Source organism: Paraburkholderia tuberum STM678 (genome assembly GCF_902833905.1).
In the GTDB taxonomy this organism is placed as follows: Bacteria; Pseudomonadota; Gammaproteobacteria; order Burkholderiales; family Burkholderiaceae; genus Paraburkholderia; species Paraburkholderia tuberum.
The window spans coordinates 45802-66601 of sequence record NZ_CADFGP010000005.1 but is presented as its reverse complement, the minus strand read 5'-3'; the positions used below and the strand labels follow the sequence as shown (position 1 = coordinate 66601).

Genomic DNA, 20800 nt, shown 5'->3' with positions numbered 1-20800 from the left:
GATGCGCTGAGGATGGTGACGGCCAGTACCTGTCGCGTGGACTCTTTCCAGCTGACTCTGATCGTGGTTCCTGGCAGCACACTCGGCGGAAAAGCTCTCCAGAACGCCACGAAGTGAGTAGATGTTTTTGATGTTCATCAACGTTGTCGCGGCCTGACGCGGGTTTCAGCCGATGCCGCGGTTCTATGTTTAGTTCGATTGACACCAACCGGCTCGACGTACCCGACAGCGACGCCGTGGCCCACGTTGCCGAGCCCATTTATGCGGCTCTCGCGCGCGGCGTGCAGCGGGAGTTCGCGGGCGATCCCTATCACGGTCGCGGACGGCGTGGCGACGCTGGGCAGCACGATGTGGTTGCTGCGCGACCGGCGTGCGCACGCTCGTCAGTCTGCCGAACGTCGAATGAAACGCCCCACGGGCGCGCTGGTCGCCCGTGCAGCGCAACGCTCACTGGCCACGCGTGGCCGTGATGCAGGGAGCACTGCCATGTATCGCTTCTTTCGCAGATTCGAACGGCTGGCGTTCGGTATCGTGGCGGCGTCGGCCATCGTATGCGTAGGCGAATGCCGGCTTCCCGTTCGCACTCGTTTGCGAGGACGTGAACCAGATGGACTCGTGCGAACAGCTGCAGGCCGAACGGACGGGGCGAAGTGAACGCCGGAGATCTCGTTGCGGTGCGAGAGGACGAGGCCGTACGCGTGCCCCTCGGCGTGTTGACCAATCGAGACATCGTGCGGGCCGTGGTGAGGCCAGATGCCGAGGCGGGCAAGCTGTACGCCGGCGACGTCATGTCTACGCCTGCGCGTGGTCGCACACGGTGCCGATGGTCTGCTATTCGCGCAGTAAGACGACGGCAGAGCTTGCCGGGCGGCTTGCCTCCGAACTCGAAGGGGACCACGAACGGATGCACGAGGTCGAAGTCCGGCGGCGTGCGGGTCCTTTGGGCTTCCTGCGTTCGATCCTCGACGTGGTCCGCAAGCGCCCCGCGCACTTGCAGGCGATGACCGCTGCGCTTTTGACGTTCTCGGGCAGCTTACCTTTGTCCTTTGCCCTCGACCATCGCAAGCGGCAATGAGAGGGATAGGGCAAAGCCCTGCTCAGGGGCAGTCCGAATCCGTAATTCGCCGCCGAGCGCTACGGCACGCTCGCGCATGCCCAACAAGCCGAACGAATTCCTTGCGGGTCGCCTATCGCTCAAGCACCCTCGACCATTGTCTATGATGCTGACGATACAGTTCGGCCCGTCTCGCACGATTTTGAGCGTCACTTCGGTCGCGCCTGAATGGCGTGCGACGTTGGTCATCGCTTCCTGGACGACTCGGAACACCGCAGACGCACTCTCGCCATTGAAGTCGATATCATCTGCGCCGATGTGACGGATGACGCGTACACCATGCCGCGCCGAGAACTGGTCGCTGAACCATTCGATGGCCGGGATCAGGCCGAGATCGTCCAGCATCGCGGGACGCAGGTCCGCAGCAATTCGCCTCACGGACCCAACGAGCTGATCGATCAACGCGTATATGGTGCCCAGATCCGCATCGGCCAATGCCGTCATGGCGGCCTCGGCGCGGTTTTCGATTCTGGCGACCTCAATTTTCAATGCAGCCAGTTGCTGGCCGAGATCGTCGTGCAGCTCGCGCGCGATACGGGTTTTTTCCTCCTCGCGAACGTGCTGGATATTCGCCGAGAGGTGCGTCGCTCAGCGAGCGATGATTGATCCAACCCCGTACGACGCATCCGAGTCCGGCTGAAGCGCAATACAGCGACACGTTCTGTGCCATCGCGCCCGCTGTGACGGCGGAAAAAATATCGCGCTGCTGAGGCGGCATCGTCAGCAGGCGCGACATGTTGACGACATACACGAGATCGAGCGGTGCGTCGCCGACAAAATCCTGGTATCCCGTCATATTGCGCGCGTCGCTCTCCTGTTTGAGTACGAGCCGATGGTTTGGCGCATCATACCGATAGACTCCGTTCGGCAGCACCGCATAAAGGTCGATTTCATTGAACGCATGGGCCGACGGCGCCGTGCGGCCGCCTGTCGCCGGACGGTTGACGCCGTCCGCCGCCCATAGCAGCGCACCAAGCGTCGCGGGCATCAAGGGTGTGTCGGAAAATTCGCGGGTGCTGGCGCGCAGCGCGAGCGCTTTCATCAGCGGCACGCCGCCGGCCATGTCAGGTCTGGGCAGCGCGATCACGGCAGGCGTTTCGCCGCGGGTACGAGCGGGGGCGCGTCCGGGCGCCGGTTCATAGGACAGCAGTTGCATATCGGTCATGATCGACTCCGTTCAAGGTCAGCGCCGGTGCATGCGCAGGTGAACCGCGCACGCGTTTTCACCATAGCCGCGCTGAACGCCTGTGCTTTGATGCGTGTCAACTGAGCCTTCTCGCCGCGCATGAATCGTACGGCGCTCATGGTTGCCCGGTTCTCGTTGATGCAAATCAACCCGCATCGCAGCCGCGTACGTAGTCTCACTGCTGGTATCAGGGATGCCCGACAGTTGTTCAACGTGCGTCCGCGGTGCCCGGCACGCCGACCAGACGCAGTCGCAACCGGTTGAGCGCTGCTGCGCTTCGATGGCGAAGGGACGTGCCCCGCGCCCGCTCTGGCTCGCATGGCGGCTAGCGCCATTGAGCGCGGATTCGGCCATCAGGCGCGGCATTCATACACGATGACCTCGACAAGGATGAGCGAACGTGAGCGTAGACGATCCGACTGAATTCCCCCATGCGCCGCAAGCTATGAAGCGCTCTCCATCTCAGCCGACTACCCTGGCCGGTGCCAACCAACTGTCCGGGGCGCGGGACGGCCATGGCGCGCCCGTGCCTGCACTTTCGCGCAACGAACTGGACCTGGCCGCGCACGCGGCGGTCGCGGCGCTGACAGGCGGTTTGTCGCCGGCTTCGATATTCATGGCGGCCCAAGACTGGGCACTGCACATGATGCTCTCGCCCGGTAAGGCACTCGACCTGGTGAACCGGTGCGCAATGGCGTATAGCGAGCTGACAGAACACATACAGGTCGCGCCTACGGCTCATTGGCGCGCCGAGCCGGTGAGCGAGGACCCTCGGTTCTCTGCCGATTCATGGTCGCGGTGGCCTTACTGGCTATATCGGGATGCCTTCCTGCAAGTCCAGCAATGGTGGGAAGCGGCGACCACGGCGATACCGGGCGTCGAACGGCATCATGAGGAACTGGTGCGCTTCCTCGTGCGCCAATGGCTGGACGCATGCTCACCCAGCAACTGCATCGCAACCAATCCCGCGATACAGACGGCGGCGTGGCGAAGCGGCGGACTGAATTTCGCGGTGGGCATGCAGCATTGGCTCGAGGACCTGCGCGAGCTTGCCGGCGCGGCGAAAGACGACCTGGCATCCCCTTCGCATGCGTGGCTGCCCGGAAAAGACGTGGCCATTACCCCGGGCAAGGTAGTGTGGCGCAACGCTTTGTGCGAGTTGATTCAGTACGCGCCTGCAACAGCCACCGTGGCGCGCGAACCGCTCCTGATCGTCCCGTCGTGGATCATGAAGTACTACATTCTCGATCTTCAGCCGCACAATTCCCTGATTCACTATCTCGTGGACGCTGGCTACACGGTGTACACAATATCGTGGCGCAACCCGCCCGCAGCGTTTCGTGACGTCGGACTCGACGACTACCTGCGCGACGGTTTGTTTGCCGCGCTGGCTCAGGTCCGTCTACGTCATGCACAGCCGGTGCATGCCGTCGGCTATTGCCTTGGGGGCACGCTCCTCGCGATGGCGGCTGCAGCGCTGTTTCGCGATGGAAGAGGGCACGAACTGAAGACGGTGACGCTCCTTGCGGCGCAAACGGACTTTGCTGAGCCGGGCGAACTGGGCCTGTTCATCGATGCGAGTGAACTTGCCGCGCTCGACGCATTGATGTGGCACCAGGGCTATCTGGACGGACGGCAGATGTCGAGCGCTTTCCAGCTGTTGAATGCGCGCGATCTGATCTGGTCGAGGATGATGAGCGAATACCTGCTCGGACGGCGCTCGAAGCCCAACGACCTGATGGCGTGGAACGCCGACACCACGCGCCTGCCTTATCGCATGCACAGCGAGTACCTCACGCGGCTATTCCTGAACAACGATCTTGCCGAGGGACGCTACTGTGTCGATGGCCGGCCTGTCGCCTTGTCCGACATCGAAGCGCCGACCTTTGTCGTCGGGACGGAGCGGGACCACGTGTCACCCTGGCGCTCGGTCTACATGCTGCATCTGCTGACGCATAATCCGTTGACTTTCCTGCTGACGGCAGGCGGACATAATGCGGGAATCGTGTCCGAGCCCGGCCATGTGGGCCGTTACTACCGATGTGTAACCCGTCCTCGCGGAGCGCCTTACCGCAGCCGCCGCGATTTTCTCGCCCAGACCACACCTGTCGAGGGGTCGTGGTGGCTCTGCTGGAACCAGTGGCTACGCGAGCAGTCGAGCGGGGAGGTGACTGCCCGTGCAGTCGACGGCGCCTTCTGCGACGCGCCGGGAACCTATGTCTTCGAAAAATAGGTGAAATTCATATGAATGAGGCCGATAGGCTCGCTAATCTGCGGCTTTCATGCGTCTCGATTGCCGTCGGCCGAGATGGGGCGACGCGATGAACGACGAGTTGCGATCAGACGCGTCGGTCCGGGCCGTTCGGCCGCGCCGTCTTGAGCACCATGAACGCCACGATCGCTTCCCCGAAGGTATCGTCGGGACGGCCGACCACTGCGGCCTCGGCCACCGCGACGCACGCTGACGGGCGCACTGCAACATTTCCCCGGCCGGATGTCGCCGCGCCTGCCGTCACGTGGCACTGACCACGCAAAGCAACCGATGCTTGACGCGTATCAATTGCAATAGCGCTATCGGGTCGATGATGGATTCGTCGCGACGGCTCGCAAGCCGACACGCGCTCAGACATCGCGTGCGTCAACTGACGGAGGAAGGACATCATGGTCCGCGCAGAACCAAGAATCATCGTCGCCGCAGTGGCCATTTTCACAGCGTTGGCCGGGATTGGAGGAGGGCATGCCGGACTACGTCCTCGACGCGGTACGCAGCACCGACGGCGTCAAATACGCGGTGCCGCTGTATTCGGGCGGCGCGCTGGTCAAGCTGCGCGACGGCACTTATCAGGCCGTCACGGTGATCGGACTCGACGACGCCAGCCTGTTCGGCTGGCCGATCATGAAGCAGGGCAAGATCGAAGACATCTATGCCGAGAACGGCTTCATCGCGATCGACGATCGCCGAGTTAGTGAAGCTGAAGAACCCCACGCTCGGCACGGATTTCGAGCTGAACGATCATCGCGGCGTGGTGGTCGGCATCGCGACTGTCGCGAGCAGCGGCCTGTTCGGCACACCCACGCTCTACACCACTTACAAGCGTGCTATCACCTACATCCCCACGACCCGCTACACCACCTCGTACATCCTCGTCGAGCCGAAGTCGCCAGCCGATATCGCGCATATCAAGCAAGTGGTGAAATCGCTCGGCTACGTCGCATACACGAAAGCCGAGTTCATGGCGCGCATCGCGTGGCTACAGGGCGTGGCGCAACGGCTGCAGGATACGGTCGCGTTATATGCGGCGCTGGGTGGGGGATGGGAGAGCGGGCAATGACCGGGCAAGTTTTCGAGTGAGAGTTCGCGGGCATGGCGCCGGGAGGGCGATGCGTGGAGGGCGCGGGATCGAGGCCCGCGCAGCGTGCGCCTCAGACGTTGCTCGCCTTAGGTGCGGAAGCCGTCGACGCCGGCGCGTCACCCGGCTGGTCCCGCTCGCAACGTTCGAGCCGCAACGCGCCCCAGCCGAGCGGAGCAAACACGCGGCCGCCAGCAAGCTCGACCTGCTCGACAAACGATTCGAGCGTCACGCCAGCCATGATGTGAATCGGCGCGTTGCTGATGAGATCCTGCGTGCGCAGCCACGGAGCGTCGCCCCGATTGATCTCGATGACGCTGCGCGTCTTGCCGTCGTAGCCCGCATCGGGCGGATACAAGGGACCGTCGAAGGCGACCGTCAGAATCTGCTGCGGCATGTCAGCGTAGGGGACGCCGGCATGTTGTTCATACGGCACCTGTTCCCAGCCGTCGCCCCATTGCTGATCGAGTGGCACACGCGTGAAATAGGCCCACGGGGCGCGCACGAAACAGAGTCCATACGCGTGCCGTACGCCGTCCAGATCCGCGGTCAATCCCATGAGCGCACCTCGTTGTCGTGACGGTTCAAATAAGGTTCAGGCAGTGTCGTCATCCGCGAAAATGCCATTTTCAGGCTCCGCGCCCTCGTGGTCGACACATTGAATGTGCCAGTGGCCGCTCATCAGCGTCCTGCCTGCATTGGCGCACCATTGCGCACGCCCGGCCTCACCTTCGAACGGGCCGCCGGACACGTTCAGATCAAGCCCCTCAAGCACACAGCAGGGCACCGAATCGTGCGGGCCGCACACGAGTGTATTGCCGCAGTCGACTTGCAGCGTGCCCCATTCGGGCAGTTCGAGGCCCAGGTGCCCCTCGCGCGACCATTGACGCGTTTCGTTGTCGAGCCACAGGATGGCGAATGCCATCCGATTGACACGGTCGAATGTGTCGAGGTGGATGGTCAGGCGCATGATTTTCTCCATCTGTACCAAGTGCGTCCGCAGTAAGCGGCTAGTCGGTTCGTTGCTGTTCATTGACTCAGGACCCACTGGATCAGCGTGTGGGCGTCTTCGGGCGTAAGCGGTCCACCGCGATCTGGCGGCAGCGGCATGGCCATGTCGCCCCAATGCGCCTTGCCGCCGACCCGCAGTTTGTGTTCGAGCATCACCTGCGCATTCGGCTCGTTGCGATAACGTTCCGCGATCTGCTGGAACGAAGGGGCGAGAAACGGCGCGTCGCGGGTATGGCAGAACATGCAATGCTGTTGATCGACGAGGGCGGTCGGCTCGGACTGCGCGAACGCCGCGCCGCTTGCTGTCAGCAGGAGCCCGACGACATGCGCGGCCAGGTACGGCGGAAACATGGCTTTCACGAGACGCACTCCACGAAAGGTTGCAGGCTCAGTCTACGTTTGACGACGCGGTTGCAATTGACTCACGTCAAGCCGACGTTTGCCCGCGCTCCATCGAGCGTTTGCGTGAGTCATCGGGCGTCGCCGGCGCCAGCGGATAAATCAAAGTTGCCCACCGTTTGAGCGAGCACCGGAATGCTGTCGCGCGGCAGGCGCATTTCGACGCTCAGCGCACTGCGGTTGAGCCAGCCGCGCGCCGCGACAGCGAGTCCTCCGGCCGCGCAGAAGAGATAGACGTTCTGCACGACCACCGCGGCATTTAATGATTGACTCAAATCAACCGGCTTTCGCGAACATGGGGCTGTTCGAGGCCTGCCGTCAGGTGATGTCACCCGCTTGATCCGAGTCAGCCAGGATCGCCACCAAAAAATTGGCGACGTTTCAAGCGGGTCTATTCTGAACACATCGGAGCGCCGAGCGTGGCCGCACTCTGGTTATCCGCGCCGCTTCCGTCGGCTTTGTTCAAGCCACGTACTTTCACTCTCACAGGTACCGGCCATGCATATCCATTTCCCGCAGGAACGTCCCGAGTACTGCGCGCGCGATCTCGTCGTCGCCTTTCCGGCGGAGGTCGACGGTGAGCGCGTGCAGTGCGCCATTACCGCGGAGGCGCTGGAAGACCACTTCGGCGCGCCGTCGTTGCGTGAAGACGATCTGATCGAAGCGTTCGATACACACCGGCTGCCCATCGAGGCCGCCGCGCGAAATTTGCTGAAAGAAGTGGGCGCGAAGCCGGTCATGATGCACAGCGGCTACTTTCGCTTCCGCGATTGAAGCCGCGCGGCCGGGTCGCTGATCGGCCCTTTGACTGCGCCGCTCTACGACACCACTTCGGCAAGTGGGCGCCGCGACGAATGCCGCACGGCGCCGCCACGGCCAACCCCGATCAGCAGTTGCGGGACGGCGTCCAGATTGAGCGCGGCGCGCAGGCGCTCGCGCAGCGAAGCCGCTTCGATCGGTTGATTCAGGTAGGAAGCCGTCATGCCTTCGGAGGCGGCGGTGAGCAGCACCCGTTCGAGCGCCTGCCCGGCCGCGAGCCATGCGGCCGCGTCGTCCGTGCCGGTGCCGATGCACAGCAGCAATGGCGAGCCGGCGACGAGTGTCTGATGCGCTACGGCGGGCTTGACTCCGATCAAACGGCGGCGAGCGCGCGCGGCTAAACGCGGGCGAGACCTTCCCTGTCGAGAATCCTGATCTGCTTGCCGTGGGTATCGAGCAGGCCGTCCTTCTGAAACTTCGACAGCATACGGCTGACGGTTTCGAGTTTCATCCCGAGGTAGCTGCCGATCTCTTCCCGCGTCATGCGCAGATGAAATTCCGCCTGCGAATAACCGCGCGACTTGAGCTTGCCCGACAGGTTCAGCAGGAACGTCGCGACCCGCTGGTCCGCGGACATCGTGCCGAGCAGCATCATCAGCGTCGCCTCGCGCACGATCTCGCCGCCCATCAACCTGTGCACATGCTGCTGCAATGCCTTGACGTCGCGGCACATGGCTTCGAGCAAATGGAACGGGATGATGCAGACCTTGCTGTCCTCGATGGCGAGCCCATCGCAGCTATGCTTGCCTGAACCGATGCCGTCGAGACCCAGCACATCGCCCGCAAGATGAAACCCGGTGACCTGTTCACGGCCGTCGCGATGCATCACGACGGTCTTGAACGAGCCCGCGCGAACTGCGTAGATGCTCTGGAACGAATCGCCTGCGCGAAACAGGGATTCGCCATTTTTGATCGTGCGCGAAGGGCAGATCAGCGCGTCGACCCGTTCGGTCTCTGTCGCCGTCAGACCTTCCGGCAAGCAGGAAGCACGCATCGCGCAACTCGGGCAGTTGGCGCCGCCGTGCTTCGGCCGGGCCGGTGCGAATCCGGGATCTTTCAGCGCGTGCAGCGGAATCTGCGCGATGGTCCGGGTCTGGGAATATTCGGCAACGTCAGACATGATGGGCTCCGAGATGGTAGAGACCGCGCGCGCAATGCTCGTGGGCAATTCGCTCGATGGTGTTGCATGCAAGATCGAATTCACTGGTCTTGTCGAAGAAGTACTGCGCGCCGTTGGCGACGCACGCCTGCCTGAACCACGTGCCCGAATGATTCGTGAGTACGATCGTGATCACGGTGGACATGCTCTGCGCGAGGTTGCGCAGCAGGTCGATGCCGCTGCCGCCGCTCAGATGTAAATCCATCACCACGACGTCGGCTGCCGTCGCGCCGATGCCGTCCAGTGCCGCACCGGGTTCCTCCGCTTCACCGACGATCTCGACGCCTTCGATCGCACCGAAACGCGCGGCGACCCGTTTCCTGATCGAAATCGCGTCGTCCACGAGGAACACGCGTACGGCTGGGTGTGACGGGCTTGTGTTCATGGCTCGAAGTATCGGCCGCGTCATCTCAAAATAAAATCAGCGGGGAACGAGCTTCGGGTAGGCGAGCGCGAAGTGTTGTAGGAAATTTCCTACACACACTCTGTGACGGCAAAGCAGCCGCGCGAGGAGCCACGGATGTGACGGGGGTCACGACGGAGCGGACCCAGTGACAGCGGCGCCGTGACGGCGCTAGATTTCGTCGTCTTCCCCGAGCAGCTTGTGGCGCAGCGCGTAGCGCACCAGCGCGGCTTCGTGCGGCATCTGCATTTTCTCGAGAATGCGGGTTTTATAGGTGCTTACCGTCTTGCTGCTGACACATAATTCGGTGGCAATTTCCGTGAGGGTTTGTCCTGCGGCGATGCGCCGGAAAACGTCGAATTCGCGATCCGACAGGCGCTGGTGGGGCAGTGTGTCGGCGGGCTCGTTCAGGCTTTGCGCGAAGCGCTCGGCCATCGCGAGACTGACATAGACGCCGCCGGAGGCGACCTTGCTCACCGCCGAGACCAGTTCCGCGCTCGCGCTCTCCTTGGTGAGATAGCCCGATGCACCGGCTTTGAAAGCACGCACGGCGTACTGTTGCTCCGCATGCATGGTGAGTACGAGAATGCGCAGCGCTGGCATCTCGTCCTTGATCTGCTTGATCAACTCGACGCCGTTGCGCCCCGGCATCGACAGATCCAGCACCAGCACATCGGCCGGGTGCGAGCGAACCAGAGCAATCGTACTGACGCTGTCGCTGGCTTCTCCGGCCACTTCGAAGCCGTTTGTGTTTTGCAAAATATGTCGCAGGCCATCGCGCACGAGCGCGTGATCGTCGGCTATCAGCACGCGAATCATGTTAGCGTCTCCTGCTGTTGCACGGCCGCGGCCGGAAACGTGACGGTCAGTGAAAAGCCCTTGCCGCTGGACGTATGTATTTCGACGGTGCCGCCTAGCATATGCGCACGTTCGCGGATCCCGAGCAGCCCGAACGATTTTTCGGCGCGCGCGTCCGAACGGCCCACACCATGACCGTTGTCCGCCACTCGCACAATGCAGGCGTCCTCTTCGCGGCGCACCGTCAGCGTGACGAGCGTGGCTTGCGCGTGGCGGGTGACGTTGGTGAGCGCCTCCTGCACGATGCGGAATAGTGTGGTTGCGCCTGCCGGCGTAAAGGGTGTGTCGCCGACTTCGATGTCACGTTTCACCTCGATGCCGTAGCGGTTCGTAAAGTCGTTGGCGAGCCATTCGATGGCCGGGATCAGGCCGAGATCGTCGAGCATGACCGGGCGCAGGTCGGCCGCGATCCGGCGCACCGACGCGACCGTCGCGTCGATCAGCCGTCGCATGTCGCTGAGTTGCCGCAGAATCCCGGACTCGGCGGTGGCTTCGAGCGCCTGTTCGACCGATGAAAGGTCCATTTTCAGTGCGGTCAACTGCTGGCCGAGGTCGTCGTGCAATTCGCGGGCAATACGGGTTTTTTCGTCCTCGCGAACCATCTGCAGATTGGCCGACAGTTCGCGCAATTCCTCGCGCGATTTGCGCTGCGCGTTCTCCGCTTTGACCCGTTCCGTGATGTCGCGCAGCATGACTGTGTACAGCTTGCTGTCACCGTCGGCCACCTGGGAAATCGACGCTTCGATCGGAAATTCTTCGCCGTTGCTGCGCAGCCCGAATAGCACGCGCTGCTGTTTGCCCATCTGGCGGTCGGACACGCCCGTGACGCCGAACTGGTCGACATGCCGCTCGTGCGCCGCGCGAAAACGTTCCGGAATGAAGCGCGACAGCGAAGCGCCGAGCGCGTCCGCCGCGCTGCAGCCGAATACCTGTTCGGCCATCGGGTTGAAGATGACAATCTTCTGTCGTTCATCGATGGTGATGATGGCTTCCATCGACGAGCGGATGATCGCCATCATGCGTGCCTCGTTGACGCTCGACTGGCTTCGCGCCTCGCTAGTCAAGGTCGAGACGCCGCGTGCGCGGGCAAGCAGAAAGGCCACGACGGCGAACAGACAGGCAGCGGCGATGCATGCCGTCAGCAAGCTGTTGTCCCGGAGCGGGGCTTCGCGCAGCGACCATTGCGCCAGCCGGCGCCAGATGCCGAGCGCCAGTGTGAGCCCGACGACGAAGGCCAGCGCGCCGACGAACACAGGGTGTCGTACATAGGTCGCGACTCGCGACCGTAAGGACGGCCCGGGCGCGAAGGGCGTTTTATCGCGAAGGGGCATGCGCGCCTCGATGGATAACGGATAACTCACGACGCCGGCCGCCGGCAGCCTCTGCGATGGGCGACAGACCATGCTGCGCTGTTTATTTTGCGCGATTCGCACGGATCATGCCAGTAGCTGCGGTTGATGACGCATTCGTTGGGGATGCGTCAAAGTTCAGGAGCATGTCATGTAAAAGCGGATTCTCGTAGCAATCGACGGCAGTCAAGCAGCCCAACTCGCGCTTCAGGAAGCGCTGACCATCGCGGAGGCGGCACAGTCGACCGTGACAGCGGTATTCGTCGCCGAACATGCTGCGCAAATGGTCGACGTCGGCATCGGCCTGATCGATCAGCAGAGCCGCTCGACGGTGTCGGCCGAGGCCGCGATGGCGACGCTGGAAGATGCTCGCGCGCTATTCGAGCAGCGTGGGGTGCGTGGCTTGACGCGAGTTGTCGACGCGTACGGCGAGGACATCGCGGGTGTGCTCTGCCGTATCGCCGGCGAATGCGAAGCCGATCTCGTCGTGATGGGCACGCATGGACGGCACGGGATAGGACGCTTGCTGGTGGGCAGTGTGGCTGAAGCCGTCTTGCGGCGCACCGAGGTACCGGTCCTGCTGGTCCGGCGCGAACGGGATCTGGACGAGAATCCGTTTCGAATCAGTGCGACATCAGCACCGGCACGGTCATCGACTGCAGCACCGTGCGGGTTGCGCCGCCCATCACCAGTTCTTGCCAGCGGGCATGGCCGTAGGCTCCCATCACGAGGAGGTCCGCACCGAGCCCGGCTGCTTCCGATAACAGGGTGTCGCCAACCGACGCGGCCGGACCGGCTTCGACGTCCTTGACTTCGACCTTGATGCCGTGCCGCGCAATCACCGCTGCGATGTCGGCGCCCGGAAGACGGGGGCCCGTTTCCCTGCGAGCGCCGTTGACCGCGACGATCGTGGTGAGCCGCGCTGTGCGCATGAACGGCAGCGCGTCATGCACGGCACGGGTGGCTTCGCGGCTGCCGTCCCAGCCGACCATCACATGGCCGCCGGGGGAAGTGACGCTGCTGGCGTTCGGCACCAGCAGCACCGGCCGGCCCGCGGACATGACCAGGTTTTCGGGGAAATAGTTGCCGACGTACGACTCCGGATCATCCGGATCGTCCTGGCCGGCGATGATCAGATCCGCGCAGCGTCCCCGGTGCGGCACCGCGAGACTGGCTGACTGATCGACGGCGACCCACTCGCCCGCCACCCCGGCCCGGCTCAGCTCCGCATGGAAGAGGCGTTCGAGCGCGCCGCGCCGCTCGGCGCGCAGCTGCTCATGCGTCGCGTAGTAGCTGGCGGTGCCGGCCATCACGTACAGCGAGCGCGGATCGGGACTGAACAGGGCGAATACGCCGGTCAGATGGGCACCGAAGTGCTTCGCGAGGCGCAGCGCGATTTCGAGCCGCGGATGCGCGCGCCGGCTCGTATCCAGATGAACGACGATGGTTTTGTAGCTCATTGCAAAGCTCCCGGAAAGTGAATGGGCGGCGCCCGACCATGTGAACTGAGTCTATGAGCCGATGGCGCTGCGGCGTTGATTCAGATCAACCGTGCGACTGGGGGGGCGGGGACAGTGGAACCTGAAGACGACGGGGCGCGCTGGTCCGCAAACGCCCCGTTCACGGGCGCCCTGAGCCTGCCAGCGCACGTTCCGCCGTCAGCTTGGCGAGTGCGGCGGATGCGAGCCTTACGCGCACGCTGTCGGCACGGCTCGTGAGGATGATCGGCAGCCGCGCGCCGAGCACGAGACCAGCCGCGTCGGCGCCGGCGAAGTACATGAGCTGTTTGGCGAGCAGGTTGCCGGCTTCCAGATCTGGCGCCAGCAGGATGTCCGCCTGACCGGCCACGGGCGAATCGATCTGCTTGATTTTCGCGGCCGCCAGGCTGATTGCATTGTCGAAGGCGAGCGGGCCGTCCACTAGCGCGCCCGTGATCTGACCGCGCGCGGCCATGACGGTCAGCGCGGCAGCGTCGAGCGTGGTCGGCATGCGCGAGTTGACCGTTTCGATCGCGCCGAGGACCGCGACCCGCGGGAGTTCGATGCCCAGCACGTGCAACAGGTCGATGGCGTTCTGGCAGATATCGCGCTTATGGTCGAGCGATGGCGTGATATTGACCACGGCGTCGGTGACCACCAGCGGCTTCGAATAGGCCGGCACGTCCATCGCATAGACATGGCTGATGCGCCGCGAAGTGCGTAAGCCGGATGTCCGCGCGACGACCGCGCCGAGCAGTTCGTCCGTGTGCAGACTGCCTTTCATCAACGCGGCGATCCGGCCGGTCGCGCCCATTTCCACGGCACGCGCAGCCGCCGCATGACTGTGCTCGACCGCTTCGATCGGCACACCCGCGAGGCTGAGATTGGCGGCCTCGGCAGCGGCGCGGATTTTGGCTTCGGGGCCGATCAGCACCGGTTCGATCAGGCCTTCGTCGCGCGCTTCGATCGCTGCCAGGATGGCTTCTTCCGAGCAGGGGTGAACGATCGCCGTGCGCAATGCGGGACGCACGCGCGCCTGCCGCATAAACGCGTCGTAGCGGTCGTGACGTCGCAAGGCGACTTCGGCATTCGCGGTGCATGGCCACACTACCGGCATCGACGGTGCAACGACCGTTGCCGTGCCGAGCAGCACGCTGTCGCCTCTCTGGTTCGTGCAGCAGATGTCGAGCAGGACGATGCGTCCGTCACTGCGCTTTTCCTTCACCTTGACCATCGCGGTGATGCTGTCCCCCGCTGAGACAGGATGACGGAACTGCAGGGTCTGGCCGAGGCAGATCGTGCCGGGGCCGGGCAGCCGCTTGCCGAGCAGCGCGGAAATCAGCGCGGCGGTCCACATGCCGTGTACGACTCCATGGCCGGACAGCGCGCCCGCGGCGATCGCCGCATCTTCATGCGCGGGATCGAGATCGCCCGATACGGCCGCAAACAGATCGATATCGTTCTGCAGGGCCACGCGTACGAGCGACGCCGACTCGCCGATTTCGATTTCGCCGAAAGTGCGGTTGCGCAAAAGGTTGTCGTTCACGATGGCTCCGACACGACACGATGCCGTGTGAGTTTCAGGTACGTCGATTAAGTCATGCCGAGGCTCCGGTGAGTTGATCTGCATCATCTGTTTCGGAGACGCGGCTGCTGGCGTCCTGCATTCCGTCAGACCGGCGCACGCTGACCGACGGTATCGCACAGCGCTTCGGCGAAGCGTTTGAACGCATGCAGCGAGCCCCCGATGCTCTGGTATTTTTCGCGGCCGATCTGTCCGTCGAGCGTAATCAGCAGCCCCGACTCGCGCGCGAGCGCGAGGATGGCATCGAATTCAGGGATCGCGTTGCGCGCGTCCTGTGATGGTTCCGCCGATGTCGCGGCGCGGGCGAAAAAGGCTGTGTCCGACATGGCCGGTCTCCTTACGGGTCTACCTCGGCACGCGCACCGGGCGCATCGCGAGGGCAATCGATTCGGGCTGTCACGAATCCAGTATGGGTCGGCACCCGGCCGGTACAAATCAGGTGGCACCGAGCTTCAGGTAGGACGTTCTGCATGCTTGTCAGGTTTTTCCTACGCAACGATGCCCCGTCATGACGGCCAGGTTCGTCGCTTGATATGGATCATGAGAATTCGCTCAACCGCGCCTATGCTCGTGGCATGCGCTGCGAATCCAGCATGCGAATGCACAACCGCATCGCACGTTCACTGTGACCGTGTCGCGGTGTGCTTTTTCCTGCTTTTCTCTTACCCGGGAATAAACATCAGCAGCGCGGCCACGCCCATCACCAAGGTGGCGATCGAGCCGAGCACGATCAGCGGTTTGCTGGCCGTGAACGCGCCCATCACCGATTTCCTCGACACGAGGATCATCACGACTACCAACAACGGCACCGCCACCACGCCGTTGATGACCGCGCTCCAGAACAGCGCCTTCATCGGGCTGATCGGCGAATACTGGATCACGAGCGCGGCCAGCACGCTTACGGCGATGATCGCGTAGAAGCCGCGTGCGTCGCGCACCTTGCGCTCGAGCCCCTCATGCCAGCCCATCGCTTCGGATAGCGCATACGCGCCTGAACCCGCCAGCACCGGCACGCCGATCAGACCGACGCCGAGGATGCCCGCCGCGAACAGGAGGTAAGCGAAGTCGCCGGCGAGCGGGCGCAACGCGCTCGCCGCCTGCGCCGCTGTGGTGATATCGGTCACGCCGGCCGCGTGCAGCGTGACGGCAGTCGCCAGCATGATGAAAAAGGCGGTGAGGTCGGAATAGAACATGCCGGACCATGTGTCCCAGCGAATTCGCTCAAGCTCTCGGGGCGCCGCTCCGGCATCCAGGATGAGCGCGACACCGCCGCGATGAGCGTGCATGTCTTCCACTTCTTCGGATGCCTGCCAGAAAAAGAGGTAGGGGCTGATGGTGGTGCCGAACACGCCGACGACCATCGCCGCCGCGTTGCCGTTCAGCGTCAGATGCGGCCACAGCATGCGCCAGGCCACTTCGCGCCAGGGCACCTGAACGGTCAACAGCACGACGGCATAGGCGAGCAGCGAGACCGTCAGCCACTTCAGAAAGAACACGTACCGATGGTACGGAACGAAAACCTGCAGCAGCAGCGTGCCGAACACGAAGCAGGCCGTCATCAGGTGCCGGTCGACGCCGCTCACCAGTTCCGCCACTTCGCCCATCGCGGCAACATCGGCGGCGATGTTCAGCACGTTCGCGACCAGCAGCAACGACACGACGCCCATCAGCACGACAGGTGGGAACGCGCTCTTGATGTTGGCGGCGAGCCCTTTGCCGGTCACCCGGCCGAGGTTCGCGCACATCGACTGAACCGCGGCCATCAACGGAAAGGCGAGCGGCATCGTCCACAGCATGTTCAGGCCGAACTGCGCGCCAGCCTGCGAATAAGTGGCGATGCCGCTCGGATCGTCATCGGCGACGCCCGTGATGAGGCCCGGACCGACATGGGCCAGCGGATGCTCCTTCAGACGCGCGAGCAGCGTCCGCACGCTTTTGGTATGCCGCAAACTGTCGACTTCCACCCGATCACCTCGCTAATGGTCCCGCAGCGTCGCGAATGCCTTGTAGACGATCCGCGGGTCATGCTGCCCCTTGTAGACAGCCGGTGCGGCCCGATCGAGCCCGAGCAGTGCATACACCGCGTTCTGCGCCGAGCGCACCGAGTATTCGACGGTGAACACGACGTCGTCGGGCAACTCGCAGAACTGCCCGATGAAGGCGAGATTGCGCCATTCGTCAGGTACCACGGCAGGCCGGTCGCCGCGACGGCGCGGCAGGAACTGGCTCGTGATGAACGGCATCATGCAGGGAATGCAAACCGCGTGCTCGAGGATTCGGGCCGACTCCGACTGCATCTTCAGATGACCTACGATCTCCGTCAGGATCTCGCGGCCGGTGCAGGCCTGCATCGGCTTGTCGACGAAGTCGCCGGGCTGATCGACTCGCAAGCCGTACCCCCAGAACACCTGCACGTCCGCCGGCTGACCGATGAAATGCGGCTGATGCGGCAGCACGATCGACACGAGCCAGTTCGACTCCGGAAAAGTAATCAGGCCGCCTTCGCCGGGCACATTGCCGGTCAGATCGCGGATCAGCCGGAACAGCGTCGGGTCGCGCAGCGTCACCGTGAAGGAGAGCCACTTCGACGCGTCGACATGATCGGCGAAGATGGACGGATGACCGAATTCCGGCCGGCCCGAGGCGATGTTTTTCCACAGGCTCCAGGCCCCCGTTGCGTCGACCGTATCCAGCGGCGCGGGACGGTCCATGCCGCCCAGGCTGGAGGCGGCCGTCATCGAGCCGAGCGTGACGATCACCTTGTCGGCGGGATCGACCGGCAGATCGAAGCGCCCGTGCGCCGTTTCGCCCGCTATTGCGCTGACCCGGTTCAGTGGGCCCGTTTCGTCGAAGCGAAGATCGGTGACCCGGGTGTCCTGCCGGAATGCCACGCCGTGGTCGTCGAGCCAGCGGCGCAGCGGCCGGATCATCGAATCGTACTGGTTATAGACCGTGCGCATGATGCCGTGCAACTGGTTGAAACCGGTGGACATATGCGCGAAACGCAGCAGATAGCGGCGGAATTCGACCGCGCTATGCCACGGCTGGAATGCGAACGTCGTGCACCACATCAGCCAGAAATTGGTTTCGAAGAAGGAGGTGTCGAAGTGATCGGCAATCCGGCTAGCGCCGAGCATCGCTTCCGGTTCGATCGACAGGCGGCCGAGCGTCACCAGATGCTTTTCATCGAGCCCGTAGGCCGGCGCGTCTTCGCGTTTGCCTTCGCGCACGAGCCGCGCTCGCGACGAGGTTCGCATGGTTTCGTTCCAGTCGAAGATTTCCTGCGTCACGCTTTTAGTGCCGTCCAGTGTGGGGATCGACGAGAAGAGGTCATACGTGCACAGATACTTGCTTTCGAGCATGCGCCCGCCGCGCGCGACATAGCCGCTTTCGGGATTGCCCGCACCATCCAGGCTGCCGCCCAGCTTGTCGAGCGCTTCGAAAATGGTGATGTCGCAGCCGCGCACGTGGCCGTCGCGGATCAGGAAGGCAGCGGCCGCCAGCGAAGCGATGCCGCCGCCGACAAGATAGAACTTGCCGTTCTCCGCGGGATGGCCGTCACGGTCGACGTCGGCGCGCGGCGCATGTGCGTGAATCGGATCAGAGTTTTGCACGTTGTTTTCCCTGTCGAGGTTCGCTGCAATCGAACTGCAGCCGGACCGCCCTGCCGCGCAGAGCGGGCGTTGTTCCAACATACGCGAGGCTCGGGTGATCCGATTGAGTTGGATCAAGCAACGATCGCGGCGGCGCGCTCGGGCGGACGTCGAACTCAGGTTGATTCGCAAAGGCGACGCGGTCGGCGCTGCGCTGCGTATCTCGCCTCTTTGTGATCCGCATCAAGTTCGCCCGAAGCTGCCCTCATACGATGGTCCAGTGATCAGGGAAAGGCCGGCATCCACTCGATGTCTTGACGCAAGTCAAGTGGCTCAAACCGTCCCAGCCGATGATCCAATCATCCCGCCGGTTGCGTCTCGTCAACTCACCCCCGCCACTGCAGCGGGCGAATTCGCTACGGAACCCGCGCGAAAACGCTGGAAGCCTGGGAGAGGGCACATGGGAGTCGGCATGCAAATCGTCTATCTCGGCTTTGCCGGGACGTCGCAAATCGAAGCTGAGGCGGCTTCGCAACTGGTGCGCCTGGAGCGGTTCAGCAGGTCAATCGCGGGTTGTGATCTGGTGATCGAATCGGTCCATGCCGCGCTTCCTGACCATCGGGCCAACGTGCAGCCAGGCGATGCGCGCGGTCGGCTGTTCGAGGCCCGGCTCGACCTGATCATGCGCAGCGGCGAACTCGTCCCGATCAAACGTTGTGTCGACGCCAACGCGCAAGCAGCGATCCAGGCGGCATTCAATTCCGCCGAGGAGCAACTGGCGTGCAATCCGGTGCGTAGCCGGTCCTGATCATCGCAACGAGTCGTGCGACGGCAGCGCTTTTTAATGCCCTACGAGGAGCAAGTCATGTACCAAAACATTCTGGTTGCCGTGGATGGCAGCGAGGCGTCGAAACGCGCGGTTAGTGAGGCTACCCGTATGGCCAAGCTGGCGCATGCGAAGCTGACCGCAGCGTATGCGATCGACCAGTCGGCGGCCTTTATTTACGCGGGCGCGTGCGACCCGCATCTGTTGACCGATGCCGCGCGCCAGGTCGGACGAAGCCTGCTGGACGACGCACTCGCGAAAATGGAAGTCCTCGACGTGGCCGGCGATTCTGAAATCATCGAAACCCAGGGCATCGCCGAAGACATCGCGAGTTGCATCGCACGCTGTGTCGAGCGGCGCGGCGCGGATCTGGTGGTGATGGGTACGCATGGCCGGCGCGGCATGCGGCGCATGGTGCTCGGCAGCGTCGCCGAGCGTTTCGTGCGGCATTCGCCGTGCCCCGTGCTGCTGGTTCGGGAAAGCGCCGCCGACGCCTGAGCATCGTCCTGACTATCAGACGATGCTGCGCGACTACATGGCGGCTACCACGAATCTCTGGCAACAGGGGCTCGTTTCGGCGGCTCGGCACCAAACCGCTTGCAGCGACGACATGCGTGACGCGCTCGCCGGATGGCATGCCGCATGGACCGGCAACCGGCAGCAGGGCGCCGGCATGGATCTCGCGACGCTGCCGCTGCAGGACTGGATGCGGCGCTTCGAACAGACGGTCAGGAACGCGCTGGACGGCGGCGCGCCATTCGGTTGGCGCACGGATTCGGCGACGCCTCCCGCGACGGCACGCCGCTTTGCGCAATCAGGAGAACAGCATGTCAACTAAGCGCGTTGCCTTCATCACTGGCGGTATGGGCGGACTGGGCGCCGCCATTAGCCGACGCCTTCACGATGCCGGCATGGTGGTCGCCATGTCGCATTCGGAACGCAACGATCACGTCGCCACCTGGCTGGTGCGCGAGCGCGACGCCGGCCGCCGTTTTCATGCCTACGAAGCCGACGTGACCCGTTTCGATTCGTGCGCGCATTGCGCGGAACGCGTGCTCGACGAATTCGGCGCGGTCGACGTTCTCGTCAACAATGCCGGCATCACGCGCGATTCGAGCTTTGCGAAAATGAACAAGGACGACTGGGATGCGGTACTACGCACCGATCTCGACTCGCTGTTCAATATGACCAAGCCCTTGCTCGGCGGGATGGTCGCGCAACGCTTCGGGCGCATCGTGAATATCGGCTCGGTGAACGGCGCGCGCGGCGCCTTCGGCCAGACCAACTACGCGGCGGCGAAAGCGGGGATTCATGGCTTCACGATGTCGCTGGCGCTGGAGGTTGCGAAACATGGCGTGACGGTCAACACCGTCTCGCCCGGTTACCTCGCGACCGCGATGACCGCGGCCGTCCCGAAGGATGTGATGGAGACGAAGATCTTGCCGCAGATTCCGGTTGGCCGCCTCGGGCAACCCGACGAAGTGGCCGCGCTAGTGGCGTTCCTCTGTTCGGACGACGCAGGTTTCGTCACCGGCGCGAACTTCGCCATCAACGGTGGGATGCATATGGGCTGAAGCGGCGCGGAGAACGTTTCGAGCGGGCGGCGACCGACGACTATCGCTTGATACATGTCAATCCATGTGGCGCGGGACGGCCTAAAGTCGGTCGTA

Annotated in this window: 21 protein-coding genes and 5 pseudogenes; 9 read left to right on the top strand and 17 right to left on the bottom strand. The window is 63.5% G+C overall.

Annotation, left to right across the window (positions count from 1 at the left end; all coding sequences use genetic code 11):
- The first annotated feature begins 823 nt into the window (after positions 1-823).
- Positions 824-1075 (top strand): hypothetical protein, encoded by a 252-nt coding sequence (locus tag HWY30_RS05525; RefSeq protein ID WP_143037172.1) that lies wholly within the window; start codon positions 824-826, stop codon positions 1073-1075.
- Here HWY30_RS05525 and HWY30_RS05520 read toward each other — a convergent pair.
- Positions 1034-1693: pseudogene (locus tag HWY30_RS05520) on the bottom strand (sensor histidine kinase); the annotation flags it as partial. The gene HWY30_RS05525 and the pseudogene HWY30_RS05520 sit on opposite strands and share 42 nt — an antisense overlap.
- Positions 1593-2279, bottom strand: a complete 687-nt coding sequence (locus tag HWY30_RS05515) for a SagB/ThcOx family dehydrogenase (protein ID WP_244144786.1) — start codon at positions 2277-2279, stop codon at positions 1593-1595. The pseudogene HWY30_RS05520 and the gene HWY30_RS05515, both read right to left, overlap by 101 nt.
- A 466-nt stretch (positions 2280-2745) precedes the next feature.
- Here HWY30_RS05515 and HWY30_RS05510 point away from each other — a divergent pair, with 466 nt between their 5' ends.
- Entirely contained in the window at positions 2746-4533 is a 1788-nt protein-coding gene (locus tag HWY30_RS05510; RefSeq protein ID WP_090804951.1) for a PHA/PHB synthase family protein, read from the top strand.
- A gap of 118 nt (positions 4534-4651) precedes the next feature.
- Here HWY30_RS05510 and HWY30_RS41435 read toward each other — a convergent pair.
- Positions 4652-4765 (bottom strand): annotated as a pseudogene (locus HWY30_RS41435) (AMP-binding enzyme); the annotation flags it as partial.
- Between the two features lie 269 nt (positions 4766-5034).
- Between HWY30_RS41435 and HWY30_RS05500 the strand changes: the two are divergent.
- Positions 5035-5548 (top strand): annotated as a pseudogene (locus HWY30_RS05500) (ABC transporter permease); the annotation flags it as partial.
- Between the two features lie 175 nt (positions 5549-5723).
- Here the strand turns inward: HWY30_RS05500 and HWY30_RS05495 are convergent.
- From HWY30_RS05495 to HWY30_RS05480, 4 genes are all read right to left on the bottom strand, one after another.
- A complete protein-coding gene (locus HWY30_RS05495) occupies positions 5724-6209 on the bottom strand; it encodes a hypothetical protein (protein ID WP_244144785.1) in 486 nt (161 codons plus the stop codon).
- Between the two features lie 36 nt (positions 6210-6245).
- Positions 6246-6620: a DUF3564 domain-containing protein gene (locus HWY30_RS05490; protein WP_090805779.1), complete on the bottom strand. Its 375-nt coding sequence runs from the start codon at positions 6618-6620 to the stop codon at positions 6246-6248.
- A gap of 59 nt (positions 6621-6679) precedes the next feature.
- The gene (locus HWY30_RS05485) at positions 6680-7012 is read right to left on the bottom strand and encodes a c-type cytochrome (protein WP_090804947.1); all 333 of its coding nucleotides are present in this window, start codon (positions 7010-7012) and stop codon (positions 6680-6682) included.
- 119 nt (positions 7013-7131) lie between these two features.
- Positions 7132-7335, bottom strand: coding sequence for a hypothetical protein (locus HWY30_RS05480; protein WP_244144784.1), 204 nt, complete (start codon positions 7333-7335; stop codon positions 7132-7134).
- Positions 7336-7558: 223 nt separating this feature from the next.
- Between HWY30_RS05480 and HWY30_RS05475 the strand changes: the two genes are divergently transcribed.
- On the top strand, positions 7559-7834 hold the full coding sequence (locus tag HWY30_RS05475; protein ID WP_090804945.1) for a DUF1488 family protein: 276 nt from the start codon (positions 7559-7561) through the stop codon (positions 7832-7834).
- Positions 7835-7878: 44 nt separating this feature from the next.
- Here HWY30_RS05475 and HWY30_RS05470 read toward each other — a convergent pair.
- The 5 genes and pseudogenes from HWY30_RS05470 to HWY30_RS05450 all read right to left on the bottom strand — a co-directional run.
- A pseudogene (locus HWY30_RS05470) lies at positions 7879-8181 on the bottom strand (nitroreductase family protein); the annotation flags it as partial.
- 35 nt (positions 8182-8216) lie between these two features.
- Positions 8217-8999, bottom strand: a complete 783-nt coding sequence (fnr, locus tag HWY30_RS05465) for a fumarate/nitrate reduction transcriptional regulator Fnr (protein WP_090804943.1) — start codon at positions 8997-8999, stop codon at positions 8217-8219.
- Complete coding sequence (locus tag HWY30_RS05460) at positions 8992-9423, bottom strand: response regulator (protein WP_090804941.1); 432 nt, start codon at positions 9421-9423, stop codon at positions 8992-8994. Before HWY30_RS05460 ends, fnr begins: the two co-directional genes overlap by 8 nt.
- Before the next feature lie 189 nt (positions 9424-9612).
- A complete protein-coding gene (locus HWY30_RS05455; RefSeq protein ID WP_090804939.1) occupies positions 9613-10260 on the bottom strand; it encodes a response regulator in 648 nt (215 codons plus the stop codon).
- Positions 10257-11630, bottom strand: a complete 1374-nt coding sequence (locus HWY30_RS05450) for a PAS domain-containing sensor histidine kinase (protein WP_244144783.1) — start codon at positions 11628-11630, stop codon at positions 10257-10259. The genes HWY30_RS05455 and HWY30_RS05450 overlap by 4 nt, the downstream gene beginning before the upstream one ends.
- Positions 11631-11811: 181 nt before the next feature.
- On the opposite strand from HWY30_RS05450, the pseudogene HWY30_RS05445 reads away from it, so the two are divergent.
- Positions 11812-12177: pseudogene (locus tag HWY30_RS05445) on the top strand (universal stress protein); the annotation flags it as partial.
- Positions 12178-12271: 94 nt separating this feature from the next.
- Here HWY30_RS05445 and HWY30_RS05440 read toward each other — a convergent pair.
- The 5 genes from HWY30_RS05440 to HWY30_RS05420 form a co-directional block, all read right to left on the bottom strand.
- On the bottom strand, positions 12272-13108 hold the full coding sequence (locus tag HWY30_RS05440; protein WP_090804936.1) for a universal stress protein: 837 nt from the start codon (positions 13106-13108) through the stop codon (positions 12272-12274).
- Between the two features lie 160 nt (positions 13109-13268).
- Positions 13269-14672, bottom strand: a complete 1404-nt coding sequence (locus tag HWY30_RS05435; RefSeq protein ID WP_090804934.1) for a bifunctional enoyl-CoA hydratase/phosphate acetyltransferase — start codon at positions 14670-14672, stop codon at positions 13269-13271.
- A gap of 125 nt (positions 14673-14797) precedes the next feature.
- Entirely contained in the window at positions 14798-15037 is a 240-nt protein-coding gene (locus HWY30_RS05430) for a hypothetical protein (protein ID WP_090804932.1), read from the bottom strand.
- Between the two features lie 336 nt (positions 15038-15373).
- Complete coding sequence (locus HWY30_RS05425) at positions 15374-16675, bottom strand: NRAMP family divalent metal transporter (protein ID WP_090804930.1); 1302 nt, start codon at positions 16673-16675, stop codon at positions 15374-15376.
- A gap of 12 nt (positions 16676-16687) precedes the next feature.
- A complete protein-coding gene (locus HWY30_RS05420) occupies positions 16688-18307 on the bottom strand; it encodes an oleate hydratase (protein ID WP_244144806.1) in 1620 nt (539 codons plus the stop codon).
- A gap of 457 nt (positions 18308-18764) precedes the next feature.
- Between HWY30_RS05420 and HWY30_RS05415 the strand changes: the two genes are divergently transcribed.
- From HWY30_RS05415 to HWY30_RS05400, 4 genes are all read left to right on the top strand, one after another.
- The gene (locus tag HWY30_RS05415; RefSeq protein WP_090804926.1) at positions 18765-19112 is read left to right on the top strand and encodes a hypothetical protein; all 348 of its coding nucleotides are present in this window, start codon (positions 18765-18767) and stop codon (positions 19110-19112) included.
- 57 nt (positions 19113-19169) lie between these two features.
- Positions 19170-19628 (top strand): universal stress protein, encoded by a 459-nt coding sequence (locus HWY30_RS05410; protein ID WP_090805778.1) that lies wholly within the window; start codon positions 19170-19172, stop codon positions 19626-19628.
- 112 nt (positions 19629-19740) lie between these two features.
- On the top strand, positions 19741-19968 hold the full coding sequence (locus HWY30_RS05405; RefSeq protein ID WP_143037171.1) for a hypothetical protein: 228 nt from the start codon (positions 19741-19743) through the stop codon (positions 19966-19968).
- Positions 19958-20704: a beta-ketoacyl-ACP reductase gene (locus HWY30_RS05400; protein ID WP_090804922.1), complete on the top strand. Its 747-nt coding sequence runs from the start codon at positions 19958-19960 to the stop codon at positions 20702-20704. The genes HWY30_RS05405 and HWY30_RS05400 overlap by 11 nt, the downstream gene beginning before the upstream one ends.
- Positions 20705-20800 lie beyond the last annotated feature (96 nt).

Coding starts and splice junctions, on each gene's coding strand:
- HWY30_RS05525 (WP_143037172.1), top strand. CDS start 824: ATGGTCTGCTATTCGCGCAGTAAGACGACGGCAGAGCTTGCCGGGCGG.
- HWY30_RS05515 (WP_244144786.1), bottom strand. CDS start 2,279: ATGACCGATATGCAACTGCTGTCCTATGAACCGGCGCCCGGACGCGCC.
- HWY30_RS05510 (WP_090804951.1), top strand. CDS start 2,746: ATGAAGCGCTCTCCATCTCAGCCGACTACCCTGGCCGGTGCCAACCAA.
- HWY30_RS05495 (WP_244144785.1), bottom strand. CDS start 6,209: ATGGGATTGACCGCGGATCTGGACGGCGTACGGCACGCGTATGGACTC.
- HWY30_RS05490 (WP_090805779.1), bottom strand. CDS start 6,620: ATGCGCCTGACCATCCACCTCGACACATTCGACCGTGTCAATCGGATG.
- HWY30_RS05485 (WP_090804947.1), bottom strand. CDS start 7,012: ATGTTTCCGCCGTACCTGGCCGCGCATGTCGTCGGGCTCCTGCTGACA.
- HWY30_RS05475 (WP_090804945.1), top strand. CDS start 7,559: ATGCATATCCATTTCCCGCAGGAACGTCCCGAGTACTGCGCGCGCGAT.
- fnr (WP_090804943.1), bottom strand. CDS start 8,999: ATGTCTGACGTTGCCGAATATTCCCAGACCCGGACCATCGCGCAGATT.
- HWY30_RS05460 (WP_090804941.1), bottom strand. CDS start 9,423: ATGAACACAAGCCCGTCACACCCAGCCGTACGCGTGTTCCTCGTGGAC.
- HWY30_RS05455 (WP_090804939.1), bottom strand. CDS start 10,260: ATGATTCGCGTGCTGATAGCCGACGATCACGCGCTCGTGCGCGATGGC.
- HWY30_RS05450 (WP_244144783.1), bottom strand. CDS start 11,630: ATGCCCCTTCGCGATAAAACGCCCTTCGCGCCCGGGCCGTCCTTACGG.
- HWY30_RS05440 (WP_090804936.1), bottom strand. CDS start 13,108: ATGAGCTACAAAACCATCGTCGTTCATCTGGATACGAGCCGGCGCGCG.
- HWY30_RS05430 (WP_090804932.1), bottom strand. CDS start 15,037: ATGTCGGACACAGCCTTTTTCGCCCGCGCCGCGACATCGGCGGAACCA.
- HWY30_RS05415 (WP_090804926.1), top strand. CDS start 18,765: ATGGGAGTCGGCATGCAAATCGTCTATCTCGGCTTTGCCGGGACGTCG.
- HWY30_RS05410 (WP_090805778.1), top strand. CDS start 19,170: ATGTACCAAAACATTCTGGTTGCCGTGGATGGCAGCGAGGCGTCGAAA.
- HWY30_RS05405 (WP_143037171.1), top strand. CDS start 19,741: ATGCGTGACGCGCTCGCCGGATGGCATGCCGCATGGACCGGCAACCGG.
- HWY30_RS05400 (WP_090804922.1), top strand. CDS start 19,958: ATGTCAACTAAGCGCGTTGCCTTCATCACTGGCGGTATGGGCGGACTG.